A 15,076-nucleotide genomic window follows, 5' to 3' on the forward strand; every position below is an offset into this window, starting at 1 on the left:
CAAATAATCCTTTTATACCAAAGGCTTATAACATTATTCACTAATATGCTTCTGGAGCTTGCGTGATCGACCTCAAGGCCTGCCCCCTCTGGCTTTACCGCCTGTTGCCCTTCCTCCGCTGGTGGCCCAGCGTCAATTCGGACACCCTCAAGGCCGACGCGGTCGCCGCCCTCACCGGCGCGATGGTGGTGCTGCCGCAAGCGGTGGCGTTCGCCACGATCGCCGGCCTGCCGCCCGAATACGGCCTCTATGCCGCGATGGTGCCCGCCGTCATCGGTGCGCTGTGGGGGTCCAGCTGGCATCTGGTGTCGGGACCGACGACCGCGATCTCGATCGTCGTCTTCGCCTCGATCAGCCCGCTCGCCGAGCCGAGCAGCGCCCACTACATCGGCCTCGTCCTCACGCTGACCCTGCTGACGGGCCTGATCCAGCTGGGAATGGGTGTGGCGCGGCTGGGGGTGCTGGTCAACTTCATCTCCCACACGGTCATCATCGGCTTCACCGCGGGCGCCGCGCTGCTCATCGCGTCCAGCCAGATCAAGAACTTCTTCGGCCTCGCCATTCCGCGCGGCGCGCATTTCCATGAAGTGCTGATTCATTTCGGCACCCACATCCTGGACATCAACCTGTGGGTGATGGTCGTCGGCATCGCCACGCTCGCCTCGGGCATCCTCGCGCGACGCTATCTCAAGAAACTGCCGTACATGATCGTCGCGATGGTGGTGGGCAGCCTGGTGGCGGCGTTCCTGAACGCACGCTACGGCGTCGAGCAGACCGGCATCAAGACCGTCGGCGCGCTGGTCGCCTCGTTCCCGCCGTTCTCCGTCCCCGAGTTCTCGCTGGCGGCGATCAAGCAGACCCTCTTCCCGGCGACGATCATCGCGATCCTGGCGCTGACGGAGGCGGTCGCGATCGCGCGCTCCGTCGCGATCAAATCCGACCAGCGCATCGACAGCAACCAGGAGTTCATCGGCCAGGGCCTGTCGAACATCGCCGGCAGCTTCTTCTCGGGCTACGCCTCGAGCGGATCGTTCAACCGCAGCGGCGTGAACTATGCCTCGGGCGCCAAGACGCCGCTCGCCGCGGCGCTGTCGGCCGTGTTCCTGCTGCTGATCGTGATGCTCGTCGCGCCGCTGGCGGCCTACCTGCCGGTGCCGGCGATGGCGGCGATCCTGTTCATCGTCGCCTACGGCCTGATCGACTTCCACCACATGGGCGAGATCATCAAGCGCCACAAGCGCGAGCGCATCGTGCTGGCCATCACCTTCATCGGCACGCTCGTGGATCTGGAGAAAGGCATCTTCCTCGGCATCCTGGTGTCGCTGATGTTCTATCTCTATCGGACCTCGCGCCCGTCGATCCGGCAGCTGGTTCCGCTCGCCTCCGAGGCCGACAACCCGCGCCGCAAGTTCATCGAGGCCGACAGCGAATCGCCGACCTGCCCGCAGATGGCCGTCCTGAGCGTCGAAGGCTCGATCTTCTTCGGCGCGGTCGAGTACGTGCAGCAGCAGTTCCGCAACATCGACGAGACCAATCCGCAGAAGAAGCACCTGCTGCTGACCTCGCGCGCGATCGGCTTCGTCGACCTCGCCGGCGCCGAGCTGCTCGCCAAGGAAGCGGCGCGCCGGCGCAAGATGGGCGGCGGCCTCTACCTGGTCGGCGTGCAGCCGGACCTGACCGAGATGCTGCACCGCAGCAAGCAGGTCGACACCGTCGGCGCCGACCAGATCTTCCAGCACAAGGGCGACGCGCTGCGCGCGGTCTACCCGCGCCTCGACAACGAGATCTGCCGGACCTGCACCGCCCGGATCTTCCACGAGTGCAACGTGGCGCTGCCCGACGGCACGCCGCGCGCTTCGGCCTAGTCGTTATCCTTCGCACGCGCCCGCCGCCATACCCACGGCGGCACCGGCGCAGCGTCCTGCCACAGACCCCGGCGCGCCGTGCGTGCCTCGCGCTGGACCGTCCGGAGGGCGGCCCCGCGGCGCGAACGCGCCGTCGCCCACGCAAGCCCGCGCCGCACCAGTTCGGTCTCGACCGCGCGGCCGTCCCGACACAGCCGCGCGATGGTGCGGCCATAGACGTCGGTCGCGACCGTCTCCACCTCCACGTGTCGCTTCAGCACACGCGCCTCCAGCGCGCGCGTCGCCGCGTCCCCGAAGGGCTGGTCCCTTTCCGGCGCGTCGACGTCGGCCAGGCGAAGCTTCAGGAAGGCCCGTCCCGCGGGATCGACGTGATCGGGCCTGAACAGCACGGTATCGCCGTCGATCACGACGATGACCACACCATGCAACGTGTCCGCCGTTGCGGAGCCGGCGAGCACCCAGACGAGCGCCGCCAGCCACGGCGCAAGTCCCCGCCTCACCCGGCGAGCATCTCGGCGGCGTGCTGCCGCGTGGTCGCGGTGATCCTGAGGCCGCCCAGCATGCGCGCGATCTCCTCGACGCGCGCGGCCTCGTCGAGCACCTCGATGTTGGACGAGACGACGCCGCCGCTGGCCTGCTTGGACACGCGCAGGTGCTGCGTGCCACGGGCCGCGACCTGCGGCAGGTGGGTGATGACGAGCACCTGCCGGCGCTCGCCGAGCCTGGCCAGCCGCCGCCCGACCGCCTCGGCGACGCTGCCGCCGATGCCGACGTCGACCTCGTCGAAGATCAGCGTCGGCACGCCCGCCACGCCCGACAGCGCGGTCTGGATCGCCAGGCTGATGCGCGACAGCTCGCCGCCCGACGCGACTTTCGCGAGCGGCCCCGGCGGCAGGCCGGGATGGCTGGCGACGAGGAAAGCCACGTCCTCGAGCCCATGCGCGCGCGGCTCGCTGGCGGGATGGAGCTGGACGTCGAGCTGCCCGCCGGCCAGCGCCAGTTCGTGCATCGCGGCGGTGACCTGCTTCGACAGCGCGGCGGCCGCCTTGCGGCGCTGCGCCGAAAGCGCCCTGGCCTGGGACTGGTACTGCGCCTGCGCGGCGTCCTCCGCCGCCTGCAAGGCCTCGAGGTCGTCGCTCGCCGCGAGCGCGGCCAGCCGTGCCTCGAACTGTTCCAGCAGCCCGGCCAGCGCCTCGGGCTGGACCCGCTGCTTGCGCGCCAGGCGGTGCATGTCGGCGAGGCGCCGGTCGAGTTCGGCAAGGCGCTCGGGGTCGAGGCTGAGATGGCTCGCATAGCGGCGCAGCGCATGCACGGCCTCGGCGACGTCGGCGCTGGCCGCATCGAGCAGCGCCGCCACGTCCGTTAGGCCGTCGTCGACCGCCAGCATGGCATCGAGCCGCGCACGCAGCTCGCCGAGCCGGCTCGACACCGCCGCCTCGCTCTCGTCGAGCCCATCGATCAGCGCCTGGCTGCCCTCGAGCAGCGTCGTGACGTGCGCCAGCCGCGCATGCTCGGCCTGGATCTCGCCCCAACGCCCGAGGTCGTCGCCGAGCGCCCGCAGTTCTTCGACGACGAGCGTGAGCCCTTCGCGCTCGATCTGTCGCGCCTGCCCGTGGGCCGCCGCGTCGAGCCGCCGCTGCCGGGCGGCCTGCCACGCACGCCAGGCCGCCGCAACCGTCTCGGCCTGCTGCTGGGCGCCGGCGTAGGCATCGAGCACCTCGCGCTGCGCCTGCTGCCGCAGCAAGGCGTGGTGCGCATGCTGGCCATGGATGTCGAGCAGGAAGTCGGCAGCCTCCTTGAGCTGCGCCAGCGTCGCGGCGCTGCCGTTGATGAAGGCGCGTGAGCGGCCACCGGCATCGATCACGCGGCGCAGGATCAGCGTGCCCTCGTCCGCCGCGAAGCCTGCCGCGTCGAGCCAGGCCACAAGCTGCGGCAACCGGTCGAGCGCGAACTCGGCCGCGATTTCGGCGCGCGCGGCCCCCTGCCGCACGACGCCGCCCTCGGCGCGGTCGCCGAGCGCCAGCGCCAAGGCGTCGATCAGGATGGATTTGCCGGCCCCGGTTTCCCCGGTGAGCACCGTGAGGCCGGGCGCGAAGTCAAGCTCGACCGACTCGACCAGCAGGTAGTTGCGGATGGACAGATGGGCCAGCACGGGTGCTCAGAGCTTCTTGCCCCAGTGCAGCTTCTGCCGCAAGGTGTCGTAGTAGCTGTAGGAATGCGGGTGCAGCAGCGTGACCGGGCGGCTCGCGCGGGTGATCCAGACGTGGTCGCCGCTCTTGAGGTCGAAATAGCTCTGGCCGTCGAAATGCACGCGCGCATCGTCCGCATAGGTCAGGTGGATCTCGATGCGCGAATGGCTGCTGACGACGATGGGACGCGCGGACAGCGTATGCGGGCAGATCGGCACCAGCGCCACCGCCTCCAGCGTCGGGTGCACGATGGGACCGCCGGCGGAGAGCGCGTACGCGGTCGTGCCCGTCGGGCTGGTCACGACCAGGCCGTCCGCCCGCTGGCTGTAGACGAACTCGCTGTTGATCGCGATCTCGAGGTCGATGAGTCGGCCCGAGCCGCCCTTGCCCACCACCACGTCGTTGAATGCCGTGGACTCGAACACCGCCTCGCCGCCGCGGCGGATCAGGCCGTTCAGCAGGATGCGCTCTTCCGCCACGTATTGCCCGCTGAGTATCTCCGCCAGCGCGTCGTACATGTCCTCCACGGTGATGTCCGTGAGAAAGCCCAGCCGCCCCTGGTTGATTCCGATCAGCGGCGCGCCGTGCGGCGCGAGCTCCCGCGCGATCGACAGCATGGTGCCGTCGCCGCCCAGCACCACCACCACGTCGCATTCCGTCGCCAGCTGATGCAGGTTGCGAGTCGGAAAGTCGCGGATGCCCAGATGGTCGGCGCTCTGGCAGGCCAGCAGGACCTCGTGGCCGCGCCGCCGCAGGAACTCCCCCAAGGCGCGTGCGGACTCGCCCATGCACAGGTTGTCGTATTTGCCGACGAGGCCGACCGTATGGAAAGGGGTTTGCATGAGGGGCGATTATATAGGGGGAGCGGTGAACGGTAAGCAGGGAGCGGACTGACAGGCTCCCCGCTCCCCGCTCCCCGCTCCCCGCTCCCCGCTCCCCGCTCCCGGAATATAATCGCTGAATGCTCAACGACCGCGCCCGCATCCTGCTGAAAACCCTCGTGGAACGCTACATCAGCGAGGGCGAACCCGTGGGCTCGCGCACCCTGTCCAAGCATGCCGGCCTCGACCTGTCACCCGCCAGCATCCGCAACATCATGGCCGACCTCGAGGAAATGGGCTTCGTCACCAGCCCGCACACCTCGGCGGGCCGCGTGCCGACGCCGCGCGGCTACCGCTTCTTCGTCGACACGCTGCTGACCGTGCGGCCGCTCGACCGCGTCGCCGTCAGCCAGCTCGAGACGCAGCTCGCGCCGTCCGACCCGCAGCGCCTCATCACCGCGGCATCCACGCTGCTGTCCGACCTCAGCCAGTTCGCCGGGCTGGTGATGACGCCGCGGCGCAGCCCGGCCTTCCGCCAGGTCGAGTTCCTGCGGCTGTCGGAAAAGCGCATCCTGCTGATCATCGTAACCATGGAAGGCGAAGTCGAGAACCGGGTCATCCTGACCGAACAGCCCTACAGCGCCTCGGCGCTCACCGAGGCCGCCAACTACTTCAACCAGAACTTCGCGGGCTTCAGCTTCGACCAGGTGCGGACCAGGCTGCGCGACGAGCTCGGCCGCATGCGCGACGACATCACGCGCCTGATGAGCGCGGCGGTCGACGCCGGCAGCCAGGCGCTCGACGCCAGCCAGGAAAACGTCGTGGTCGCCGGCAGCCGCAAGCTCCTCGACGTCGAGGAATTGTCCAGCAACATGGGCAACCTGCGCCGCCTGTTCGACGCCTTCGAGCAGAAGACCGGCCTGCTGCGCCTGCTCGACCAGTCGCGCAACGCCGCCGGCGTGCAGATCTTCATCGGCGGCGAATCCGAGCTGCTGCCGCTCGACGAATGCAGCCTCGTCACGGCGCCCTACTCGGTCGACGGCCAGGTCGTCGGCACGCTGGGCGTCGTCGGTCCCACGCGGATGGCCTACGAACGCGTGGTGCCGATCGTCGACGTCACCGCCAAAATCCTGTCCAGCGCCCTGTCGCATCACTGAATGAAATACGCCAACGAGCCGGAATACACCCACGGGCAAGCGGCGCGCACCGGCATCCTGCTAGTCAACCTCGGCACGCCGGAGGCGCCGACCGCCAGGGCATTGCGCCCCTACCTCCGGGAGTTCCTGTCCGACCCGCGCGTCGTCGAGATTCCGCGCCCGATCTGGTGGCTCATACTCAACGGCATCATCCTCAACACGCGGCCGAAGAAATCCGCCGAGAAGTACGCGTCGATCTGGACGGCCGAGGGCTCGCCGCTCAAGGTGCACACCGAGAAGCAGGCGAAGCTGCTGAAGGGCTGGCTGGGCGAGAAAATCGCCTCGCCCTTCGTCGTCGAGTACGCGATGCGCTACGGCACGCCCGCGATCCCCGCCACGCTGGAGAAGATGAAGGCAGCCGGCTGCGACCGCATCCTGATCCTGCCGGCGTATCCGCAATACGCCGCGTCGAGCACCGCGACCGCCTTCGACGCCGCATTCGACTGGCTCAAGCACGTCCGCAACCAGCCGGCGCTGCGCACGGTCAAGCACTACCACGATCATCCCGCCTACATCCGGGCGCTCGCCGCCAACATCCGCGACGCCTGGCAGATGCACGGCCGCCCCGACGTGCTGCTGATGAGCTTCCACGGCGTGCCGCGCTACACGCTCGACAAGGGCGACCCCTACCACTGCGAGTGCCGGAAGACCGGCCGCCTGCTGGCCGAGGCGCTGGGGCTGGAACCCGCCCAGTATCGCCTCACCTTCCAGTCGCGCTTCGGCCGCGCCGAGTGGATCCAGCCCTACACCGACAAGACCCTCGAGGAACTCGGCCGTGCCGGCGTCGGCCGCGTCGACGTCGTCGCGCCGGGCTTCACCGCCGACTGCCTCGAAACCCTGGAAGAGCTGGCGATGGAAGGTCGTGCCACCTTCCTCGCCGCCGGCGGCAAGGCCTTCCACTACATCCCCGCACTCAACGAGCATCCCCGATGGATCGACGCGCTCGGCGAGATCGCGCTGGCCAACCTCGGCGGTTGGGTCGACGAGAGCCGGGATCGCGACGCCGACGAAGCCGCGCGCCGGGCCAGCCGGAGCCGTGCGCTGGCGCTGGGCGCGCGCAGCTGACGGGCTTCATCAGAAGCAAAGGCTTGCCGACGGGGCTGGTGCCCCGTTTTTTTTTGCCTCGCCGATTCCCTCCGGGCGCCGGCGGCGAAGGTGGACCCGAAACCCGACTTGTAGTCGGAAGCGTCACCGACTAGCTTTCAATCATCACGCCAAACGGCCGTTCCCGGAGGTTTCCCATGATCGACACGCCGCATGTGGATCGCCTGGTCCAGCAACACATCCTCGAACACGAGATGCGCCTGAAGCAGGTGGACACCCTGCTCGAACGCGCCCGGCAGCTCGTTCCCGACGCCGCCGGCGACGCGGCGAAACAGCTCGCGACCGCGAAGGCGGAGCGCGACAGACTGGCCGGTCGCGTGGAGGAATACAAGCAGCTTCCCGCGGCGCAGTGGTCCGAAGCGGAATTCGAGAACAAGGGCCCCATGATCGTGTGGGACACGCTGGCCCAGCAACTGGAGAAGCTGGTCGAGCGTCTGGAACACTAGGCCCGACGCCTCGCGAGGCACGCCGAAGCCACGCCGGCCCGAGCGGCGCGCGACGGCCATGGAAAAACGGGGCGCGGCCCCGTTGCGTCGCTGACGCCAGATGGAAGTCGGGCGCCCTACGCCTTCTTCACGAACTCCGACTTCAGCTGCATCGCGCCGACGCCGTCGATCCTGCAGTCGATGTCGTGATCGCCTTCGACCAGGCGGATGTTCTTCACCTTGGTCCCCACCTTCACGACCAGTGACGCCCCCTTGACCTTCAGGTCCTTGATCACCGTGACCGTGTCGCCGTCCGCCAGCACGTTGCCGTTGGCGTCGCGCACGACACGGACTTCATCGGTGGCCGCCGCCGAATCCTTCGACCATTCGTGCGCGCATTCCGGGCACACGTACATGGCACCGTCCTCGTACGTGAATTCCGAACCGCACTGGGGGCATTTGGGCAGACCGCTCATGCTGCGCCCCTTTGCGTGGTTGGGCTGCTGTCTTTCATCTTCATTTTTTCCTCGAACTGCTCAACATGGCTGGTTTCAAACAGGTTCCAAGAGGAACACGTCGATCCGAAGCCCGATCAGGAGGGCCGCCCGACGTTCGTCATGTCCGCATTCGGAACACTTCGCGACGACCCTCACAATTGTTCGACATTCACGCCATCTTGTCCGCATCCAGCGCGTCATTCCAGATGTCGTAGGGCCCCTTCGGCCGCGGGACCAGCGTCAGCAGCAGGGACAAGTCCGAATAGACATCCGGTGGAAAGCCCTGGCGGCCGCCGCGGGTGTCCACCAGCAAACCCTGCAGCTGGTCGAAGCAGGTGGACGCTCCCCAGAACGCCGCGATCTCGTGGGCCAGACGCGGAAAATGTTCCTCGAGCGGGCTCAGGTCGGACATGGATCTTCTCCCTTTCGATTGACGCAAAATCATCGGATGGGGCTGAGCGGCGGCAATCGGCAAACCACGCGGCTTCCGCCTATCCCCGCTCGTACACCACGAAATCGAAGCGCAGCGTATCCCCCTTCTTGCCGAGGTGGGATTCGCGCGAGACTTCCCGAAACGCGCTGCGGTCGTAATCGGGAAACCAGGCGTCGCCCGCCGGCGCGATGTCCACCTCGGTCAGATACAGCCGGTCGGCGAGCGGAATGGCCTGGGCGTAGAGCTCGGCGCCGCCGATGAAGAAGATCTCGTCGGCCTTGCCGCACAGCGCGATGGCGGCGGGAATGGAGTCGGCCACGAGGCATCCTTCGGGCCGGTAATCGGCGTTGCGCGTGATGACCACGTTGGTGCGCCCGGGCAGCGGGCGGCCGAGCGACTCGAAGGTCTTGCGGCCCATCAGGATCGGATGGTCGAGCGTCAGCGCCTTGAAATGGGCGAGGTCCTCCGGCAGGCGCCAGGGCAGCCGGTTCTCGATTCCGATGACGCGATTCTTCGCGAGCGCGGCGATGACGCTGATGCGCGGCTTCTGCACGTTCATACCGCCACCGGCGCCTTGATCGCGGGATGCGGGTCGTAGCCCTCGAGCGTGAAGTCCTCGAAGCGGAAGCCGAAGATGTCCTTGACGTCGGGGTTCAGCTTCATCGTCGGCAAGGCGCGCGGCGCGCGGGACAGCTGCTCGCGCGCCTGGTCGAGGTGGTTGAGGTAGAGGTGGGCATCGCCCAGCGTGTGGACGAAGTCGCCGGGTTTCAGCCCCGTCACCTGTGCCATCATCAGGGTCAGCAGCGCATAGCTCGCGATGTTGAACGGCACGCCGAGAAAGATGTCGGCGCTGCGCTGGTACAGCTGGCAGCTCAATCTGCCGTCGGCGACGTAGAACTGGAAGAAGGCGTGGCACGGCGCCAGCGCCATCCTGTCGAGGTCGGCGACGTTCCACGCCGAGACGATGATGCGGCGCGAGTCGGGGTTGGTCCTGAGCGTCTTCACCACTTCGCCGATCTGGTCGATTGTGCCGCCGTCGCGCCCGGGCCAGCTGCGCCACTGGTAGCCGTAGACCGGGCCGAGGTCGCCGTTTTCGTCGGCCCACTCGTCCCAGATCGAGACGCCGTTTTCCTTCAGGTAGCGGATATTGGTGTCGCCCTTGAGGAACCACAGGAGCTCGTGGATGATCGAGCGCAGATGGCATTTCTTGGTGGTGACGAGCGGGAAGCCCTCGGCGAGGTTGTAGCGCATCTGCCAGCCGAACACCGAGAGGGTGCCGGTGCCGGTGCGGTCGTCTTTGCGGGTGCCGTGCTCGAGCACGTGGCGCATCAGGTCGAGGTAGGGTTTCATGTCGAGGACGGATCAGGGGTGTGCGGGCGCGGCCAGAATGCGCCCATTATCGTCGAATCCGGCACCGGCCTGAACGCCGTCGTAGAAGGCGGCCAGGCGGGCCGCGGGGGACTCGCCGTAGATGTCCCAGAACGCGATCTCGAAATCGGCATTGTCCTGCACCGCCAGCGCCAGGCGGCGGAAGCGCGCCTCGTCCTGCGCCTTCAGCCAGCCGACCAGCAGCATCGACTCGCGGTAGAACTCGAAGATGCCCAGCTTGAAGGCGCCGGCGCGGTGGCGCCGGTCGGGGACATCGCGCAGGCCGAGGTCGATGCGCCGGCCGGCGCGGATCGCGGCGACCGCCTGCGCGTCGGTCGCGTATTCGGCGCCGCCGCCGTCGGCCGTCAGCGTCGCCCAGCCTTCGTGGAACCAGACCGGAACGGTGCTGTTGTAGTGGCCGATGCGCTGCCCCAGATGCAGGTGCGCGAGCTCGTGCGTCAGCAGTGCAGGCAGGCGGCTCCTTTCAGGGCCGTCGAGATTGGGCGACAGGATCAGGCGGTTGTCCGGGATGACGGCGGCGGACAGCCGCGGCGTCATCACGTAGCGGTTGAAGCAGTCCGCGGTGCCGCAGACATAGATGCGCGGCGGATGGAGAAACGGCAGGTAGTGCGCGGCCTCGACCTTCGCGATCGCCTCCGGCAGCGCGGCGGCGACGCGCGCGCCGTAGGCTTCGAATCCCGGTTCCACCCGGACCCGCGCATCGCTCGCGAGCGCCACGAAGCCGTCGACCGGCTGCAGCGCGCGCGGGTCGCTGACGGTGAGTGCGCAACCCGGCAGGATCGCCGCCAGGGCGGCGACCCGCAGCCAGGCCTTCATGCGTCGAGGACCTCCCAGCGGCCGTCGACCAGCCCCTCGAGCGGCGGATACTGCTTCTTGTACGCCATCTTGCGGCTCTCGGCGATCCAGTAGCCGAGATAGAGATAGGGGAGCTCCAGCCGCTTCGCCAGCTCGATCTGCCACAGCACGCCGTATACGCCGAGGCTCTGCTGCTCGCGCGCCGGGTCGAAAAACGTGTAGACGGCGGACACGCCGTCGTCGACCTGGTCGATCAGCGACACCATGACCAGGTCGTCGCCGTCGCGGAATTCGACCAGCACCGAGTCGACGTTGGACGACAGCAGGAACTGCGTGTACTGGTCGGGGCCGTCGCGGTCCATGCCGCCGCCGGCATGGCGGCTGCCGAGATAGGCGCGGTAGAGCGCATAGTGCTCGTCCCGGAAATCGAGCGGCAGGAAGCGCGCGGCGAGATGGCCGTTGCGCTTGAGGCAGCGGCGCTGGGTGCGGCTGGGCGAAAAGCGTCCGACGTCGACGCGAACCGGCACGCAGGCGTGGCATTGCTCGCAGTGGGGGCGGTAGGTGAACTGGCCGCTGCGGCGGAAGCCGGCCCGGATCAGGGCGCTGTAGGCGCGGCTGTCGATCAGGTGGGTCGGCGTCGCGACCTGCGAGCGCGCCCGCCGGTCGGACAGATAACTGCAGTCGTAATGCGCCGTCAGGTAGAACTGGATGCGCTGGAACGGTGGTTCGGTCGGATGCATTACTCGGTGAAGCTCCACGGCCCGGGCTGATGCGGCAAGTTTACCAATTCCGCCACCCGTGCCGTGAATGCCGCGCGCGGCAGGGTGCGGGCGCCCAGGCTGGCGAGGTGCGCCGTCTCCATCTGGCAGTCGATGAGCCCGAAGCCCCAGCGCTCGAGCTGGCGCGCGAGGTGCACCAGCGCGACCTTGGAGGCGTCCGGTTCGCGGCTGAACATCGATTCGCCGTAGAACATGCGCCCGATCGCCACGCCATACAGGCCGCCGACGAGACGGCCGTCGCGCCAGGTTTCGACCGCGTGGGCGTAGCCGGCCGCGTGCAGCCGGGTGTAGGCCGCGATCATCGCCGGCGAAATCCAGGTGCCGCCGGCACCGGGGCGCGGCGCGGCGCAGGCCCGCATGACCTCGACGAAGGCGGTGTCGACGCGCACCTCGAAGCCGCCGTTGCGGATGCGCTTGGCGAGCGAACGGGTGACGCGCACCTCGCCCGGGACCAGCACCATGCGCGGGTCGGGACTCCACCACAGGATCGGCTCGCCCGGGTTGAACCACGGGAAGATGCCGTGGCGATAGGCCTCCAGCAGGCGCTCCAGCGAGAGGTCGCCGCCCATCGCCAAGAGGCCGTTGGGCTCGGCAAGCGCGGTCTCGACCGGCGGAAAACCGAGGGGATTGTCGACGCGTCCGCTCATGCCGTCATGGTAGCGGAATCCTCCCGGACGCGAGCGGGCTTGCCTCCCGAAGCCGCTTGCATTAGGATATGCGCATCTTCAATGCTGCTATCTGACGATCCGGCGGAGGCAAGCGGGGGCCGAGTGCCGCGCGCTTCTATAATGGCCGGCTCGACAACTGGCGGGAACCACGCTCGCGGGCGAGGCTCCATGCCACGGACACAGCAGTGACGAAGAATGGCAACAGCATACGCAACGTTCAAACCAGCCGGAGTGACGCACGGGCCACAAGCCTTGGCGTCGTGCCTGCCGACCAGGGCGCCTACCCCGCGCCCTGGACAGGCGGCGACCGAAATGACGTCTGAACACAAGCCGTACCAAACGCTCGCGGCCCGCCCGACCTCTCTCCCGGGCGCACCCCTCCCGGGCGTTCTCCTGCGGGGCGTTTCGTGAGTTCCTCTCCTACGCTCACGGACGCCCCTTCTTTTTCGGGCTGCTTCCACTGCGGCCTGCCGGTGCCCGAGGGCGCCCACTATCCGGTGACGTTCCAGGGCGAAACCCGCGAGGCATGCTGCCGCGGCTGCCAGGCGGTGGCGCAGACCATCATCGACAGCGGCCAGGGCGCCTACTACCTCCACCGCACCGCGCTGCCGGCGACGCCGCAGCAGGCCGAATCCGAACTCGCGCAGCTCGGGCTCTACGACCTGCCCGAGATCCAGGAGAGCTTCGTGCGCGTCGAGGCGGAGAACGTCCGCGAGGCCGCACTGATCCTCGAGAACATCGTCTGCGCGGCCTGCATCTGGCTGAACGAGCGCCACATCGCGGCGCTGCCCGGCGTGCTGTCGGTCGAGATCAACTACGCGACGCGACGCGCGCGGGTGCGCTGGGACAACAGCCGCATCCAGCTGTCGGCGATCCTGAAAGCGGTTTCCGACATCGGCTACATCGCCCACCCCTTCGACCCGGGCCGCTCCGACGACGTCTACCGGCGCGAGCGCAACACCGCGATCAAGCGGCTCGCCATCGCCGGCCTCGGCATGATGCAGGTGATGATGTACGCCCTGCCGGGCTACACCGCCACCGACATGAGCGCCGACATCCGGCTGCTGATGCGCTGGGCGAGCCTGATTCTCACCATCCCGGTGGTGGTGTATTCGGCCTGGCCCTTCTTCATCGGCGCCTGGCGCGACCTCAGGCGCCGCACCCTCGGCATGGACGTGCCGGTCGCGCTCGGCATCGCGACTGCATTCGTCGCCAGCGTCTACGCGACGTTCTCGGGCCACGGCGAGGTGTACTTCGACTCGGTCAACATGTTCGTCTTCCTGCTGCTGACCGGGCGCTTCCTGGAAATGAACGCGCGCCGCCGCGCCGGCGCGGCGGTCGAGGAACTGGTGAAGCTCATCCCCGCGGCCACCACGCGCCTGCCCCGCTGGCCGGAAGGCGACGAGGAGCAGGTTCCGGTGGCGCGGCTGACGGTGGGCGACCATGTGCTGGTCCGCCCCGGCGAGACGCTGCCGGCCGACGGCGTGGTCGTCGACGGCGACAGCGCGGTAAGCGAAGCAATGCTCACCGGCGAATCGATGCCGCTGTCGAAGGGCCGCGGCGCGCGTGTGGTCGGCGGCAGCCTCAACCAGGCCAGCCCGCTGGTCGTGCGCGTCGACAAGCTCGGCGCCGACACGCGGCTGGCCTCGATCGTCCGCCTGCTCGACCGCGCGCAGAGCGAGAAGCCGCGCATCGGCCAGCTGGCCGACCGCGCCGCCGCGTGGTTCGTCGGCCTGCTGCTGCTGATCACCGTCGGCGTCGGCCTTGCCTGGTATGCGATCGACCCGGCCAGGGTGCTGTGGATCGTCGTGTCCATCCTCGTCATCACCTGCCCCTGCGCGCTCGGGCTCGCCACGCCGGCGGCACTGACCACCGCGACCGGGCGGCTGACGCGGCTCGGCCTCCTGACCACGCGCGGCCATGCGCTGGAAACGCTGGCGCGGGCGACCGACCTGGTGTTCGACAAGACCGGAACGCTCACGCTCGGCCGCCTCGCGGTCCGCCGCGTGGTCCCGCTCGGCGGCCGCAGCGCGGACGAAGTCGGCGCGATCGCCGCCGCGCTCGAGGCCGGCTCCGAGCATCCGATCGCACGCGCGCTGCGCGATGCCTGCCCGGCCCCCTCGCGCTCCGCCAGCGACATCCGCAATACCCCGGGGCTCGGCGTCGAGGGCCGCATCGGCGGCCATGCCTACCGCCTCGGCACGCCGCGCTTCGTCGCGGCCGGCGACGCGCCGCCGGAGCGTGATTCCGCAGGTTCGCCAAGCGGATACGAGAGCTGGGTCGCCCTCGCCGAGGACGACGTTCCCATCGCGTGGTTTGCGCTGGCCGACACGCCGCGCGCCGATGCGGCCGCCGCGCTCGACGCGCTCAAGCGGCAGGGGCTGCGCCTGCACCTGCTGTCGGGCGACGCCGCGCCGGCCGTCGAGGCCATCGCGCAGCAGCTCGGCATCGGTGCTTGGCGCGCCGCCGCCATGCCGGAGGACAAGCTCGCCTACGTCAAGCAGTTGCAGGCCGAAGACCGCATCGTCGCCATGGTCGGCGACGGCATCAACGATGCTCCCGTGCTCGCCGGCGCGCAAGTGTCGATCGCCATGGGCGAAGGTGCCGACGTGGCGCAGGCGGCGGCGGACATGGTCATGCTCGGCAGCCGCCTCGCCACCCTGGCCGACGGCGTCGCGCTGGCCCGCAAGACGCAGCGCATCATCCGCGAAAACCTCGGCTGGGCGCTGGCCTACAACCTCGTCGCGATCCCGGCGGCGGCCCTCGGCCACGTCACGCCCTGGCTCGCCGGCATCGGCATGTCGGCGAGTTCGCTGCTGGTGGTGCTGAACGCGCTGCGGCTCGCCGACTTCAAGTCCGCACCGGCACCGGCCCCGGTGCCGTCCGGCACGCCGCTCCCCGCACGGCGCTGACCC

General features: G+C 68.8%; 15 protein-coding genes. 5 read left to right on the plus strand and 10 right to left on the minus strand.

What is annotated here, in order from left to right; translation table 11 throughout:
• The first annotated feature begins 62 nt into the window (after positions 1-62).
• Entirely contained in the window at positions 63-1,865 is a 1,803-nt protein-coding gene (locus VA613_RS11125) for a SulP family inorganic anion transporter (protein ID WP_324779083.1), read from the plus strand.
• Here the strand turns inward: VA613_RS11125 and VA613_RS11130 are convergent.
• Genes VA613_RS11130 through VA613_RS11140 form a run of 3 tightly spaced genes read right to left on the minus strand, consistent with a single transcriptional unit; the run spans position 1,862 to position 4,896 of the window.
• Complete coding sequence (locus tag VA613_RS11130; protein ID WP_324779084.1) at positions 1,862-2,365, minus strand: thermonuclease family protein; 504 nt, start codon at positions 2,363-2,365, stop codon at positions 1,862-1,864. The genes VA613_RS11125 and VA613_RS11130 overlap by 4 nt on opposite strands.
• Positions 2,362-4,017 carry a DNA repair protein RecN gene (recN, locus tag VA613_RS11135; protein ID WP_324779085.1) on the minus strand — a complete coding sequence of 552 codons (1,656 nt, stop codon included), beginning with the start codon at positions 4,015-4,017 and terminating at the stop codon, positions 2,362-2,364. The genes VA613_RS11130 and recN overlap by 4 nt, the downstream gene beginning before the upstream one ends.
• A gap of 6 nt (positions 4,018-4,023) precedes the next feature.
• Positions 4,024-4,896 carry an NAD kinase gene (locus tag VA613_RS11140; RefSeq protein ID WP_324779086.1) on the minus strand — a complete coding sequence of 291 codons (873 nt, stop codon included), beginning with the start codon at positions 4,894-4,896 and terminating at the stop codon, positions 4,024-4,026.
• 119 nt (positions 4,897-5,015) lie between these two features.
• On the opposite strand from VA613_RS11140, the gene hrcA reads away from it, so the two are divergent.
• The 3 genes from hrcA to VA613_RS11155 all read left to right on the plus strand — a co-directional run bounded on the left by hrcA (position 5,016) and on the right by VA613_RS11155 (position 7,621).
• Positions 5,016-6,032 carry a heat-inducible transcriptional repressor HrcA gene (hrcA, locus tag VA613_RS11145; protein WP_324779087.1) on the plus strand — a complete coding sequence of 339 codons (1,017 nt, stop codon included), beginning with the start codon at positions 5,016-5,018 and terminating at the stop codon, positions 6,030-6,032.
• The gene (gene hemH, locus VA613_RS11150) at positions 6,033-7,136 is read left to right on the plus strand and encodes a ferrochelatase (protein ID WP_324779088.1); all 1,104 of its coding nucleotides are present in this window, start codon (positions 6,033-6,035) and stop codon (positions 7,134-7,136) included.
• Positions 7,137-7,312: 176 nt separating this feature from the next.
• Positions 7,313-7,621, plus strand: coding sequence for a hypothetical protein (locus tag VA613_RS11155; protein WP_324779089.1), 309 nt, complete (start codon positions 7,313-7,315; stop codon positions 7,619-7,621).
• 116 nt (positions 7,622-7,737) lie between these two features.
• Here the strand turns inward: VA613_RS11155 and VA613_RS11160 are convergent, their stop codons facing one another.
• The 7 genes from VA613_RS11160 to aat form a co-directional block, all read right to left on the minus strand.
• Positions 7,738-8,076, minus strand: a complete 339-nt coding sequence (locus VA613_RS11160; RefSeq protein WP_324779090.1) for a zinc ribbon domain-containing protein YjdM — start codon at positions 8,074-8,076, stop codon at positions 7,738-7,740.
• 190 nt (positions 8,077-8,266) lie between these two features.
• Positions 8,267-8,509: a hypothetical protein gene (locus VA613_RS11165; RefSeq protein ID WP_324779091.1), complete on the minus strand. Its 243-nt coding sequence runs from the start codon at positions 8,507-8,509 to the stop codon at positions 8,267-8,269.
• A 79-nt stretch (positions 8,510-8,588) separates the two neighbouring features.
• The gene (locus VA613_RS11170; protein ID WP_324779092.1) at positions 8,589-9,089 is read right to left on the minus strand and encodes a dihydrofolate reductase; all 501 of its coding nucleotides are present in this window, start codon (positions 9,087-9,089) and stop codon (positions 8,589-8,591) included.
• Positions 9,086-9,880, minus strand: a complete 795-nt coding sequence (locus tag VA613_RS11175) for a thymidylate synthase (RefSeq protein WP_324779093.1) — start codon at positions 9,878-9,880, stop codon at positions 9,086-9,088. The genes VA613_RS11170 and VA613_RS11175 overlap by 4 nt, the downstream gene beginning before the upstream one ends.
• Before the next feature lie 12 nt (positions 9,881-9,892).
• Positions 9,893-10,735, minus strand: coding sequence for a hypothetical protein (locus VA613_RS11180; RefSeq protein WP_324779094.1), 843 nt, complete (start codon positions 10,733-10,735; stop codon positions 9,893-9,895).
• A complete protein-coding gene (locus tag VA613_RS11185) occupies positions 10,732-11,454 on the minus strand; it encodes an arginyltransferase (protein ID WP_324779095.1) in 723 nt (240 codons plus the stop codon). Before VA613_RS11185 ends, VA613_RS11180 begins: the two co-directional genes overlap by 4 nt.
• Positions 11,454-12,140 carry a leucyl/phenylalanyl-tRNA--protein transferase gene (aat, locus tag VA613_RS11190; protein ID WP_324779096.1) on the minus strand — a complete coding sequence of 229 codons (687 nt, stop codon included), beginning with the start codon at positions 12,138-12,140 and terminating at the stop codon, positions 11,454-11,456. Before aat ends, VA613_RS11185 begins: the two co-directional genes overlap by 1 nt.
• A gap of 428 nt (positions 12,141-12,568) precedes the next feature.
• Between aat and VA613_RS11195 the strand changes: the two genes are divergently transcribed.
• Entirely contained in the window at positions 12,569-15,073 is a 2,505-nt protein-coding gene (locus VA613_RS11195) for a heavy metal translocating P-type ATPase (protein WP_324779097.1), read from the plus strand.
• Positions 15,074-15,076 lie beyond the last annotated feature (3 nt).

It is taken from the genome of Thiobacillus sp. SCUT-2, from assembly GCF_035621355.1.
GTDB lineage: Bacteria > Pseudomonadota > Gammaproteobacteria > Burkholderiales > Thiobacillaceae > Thiobacillus > Thiobacillus sedimenti.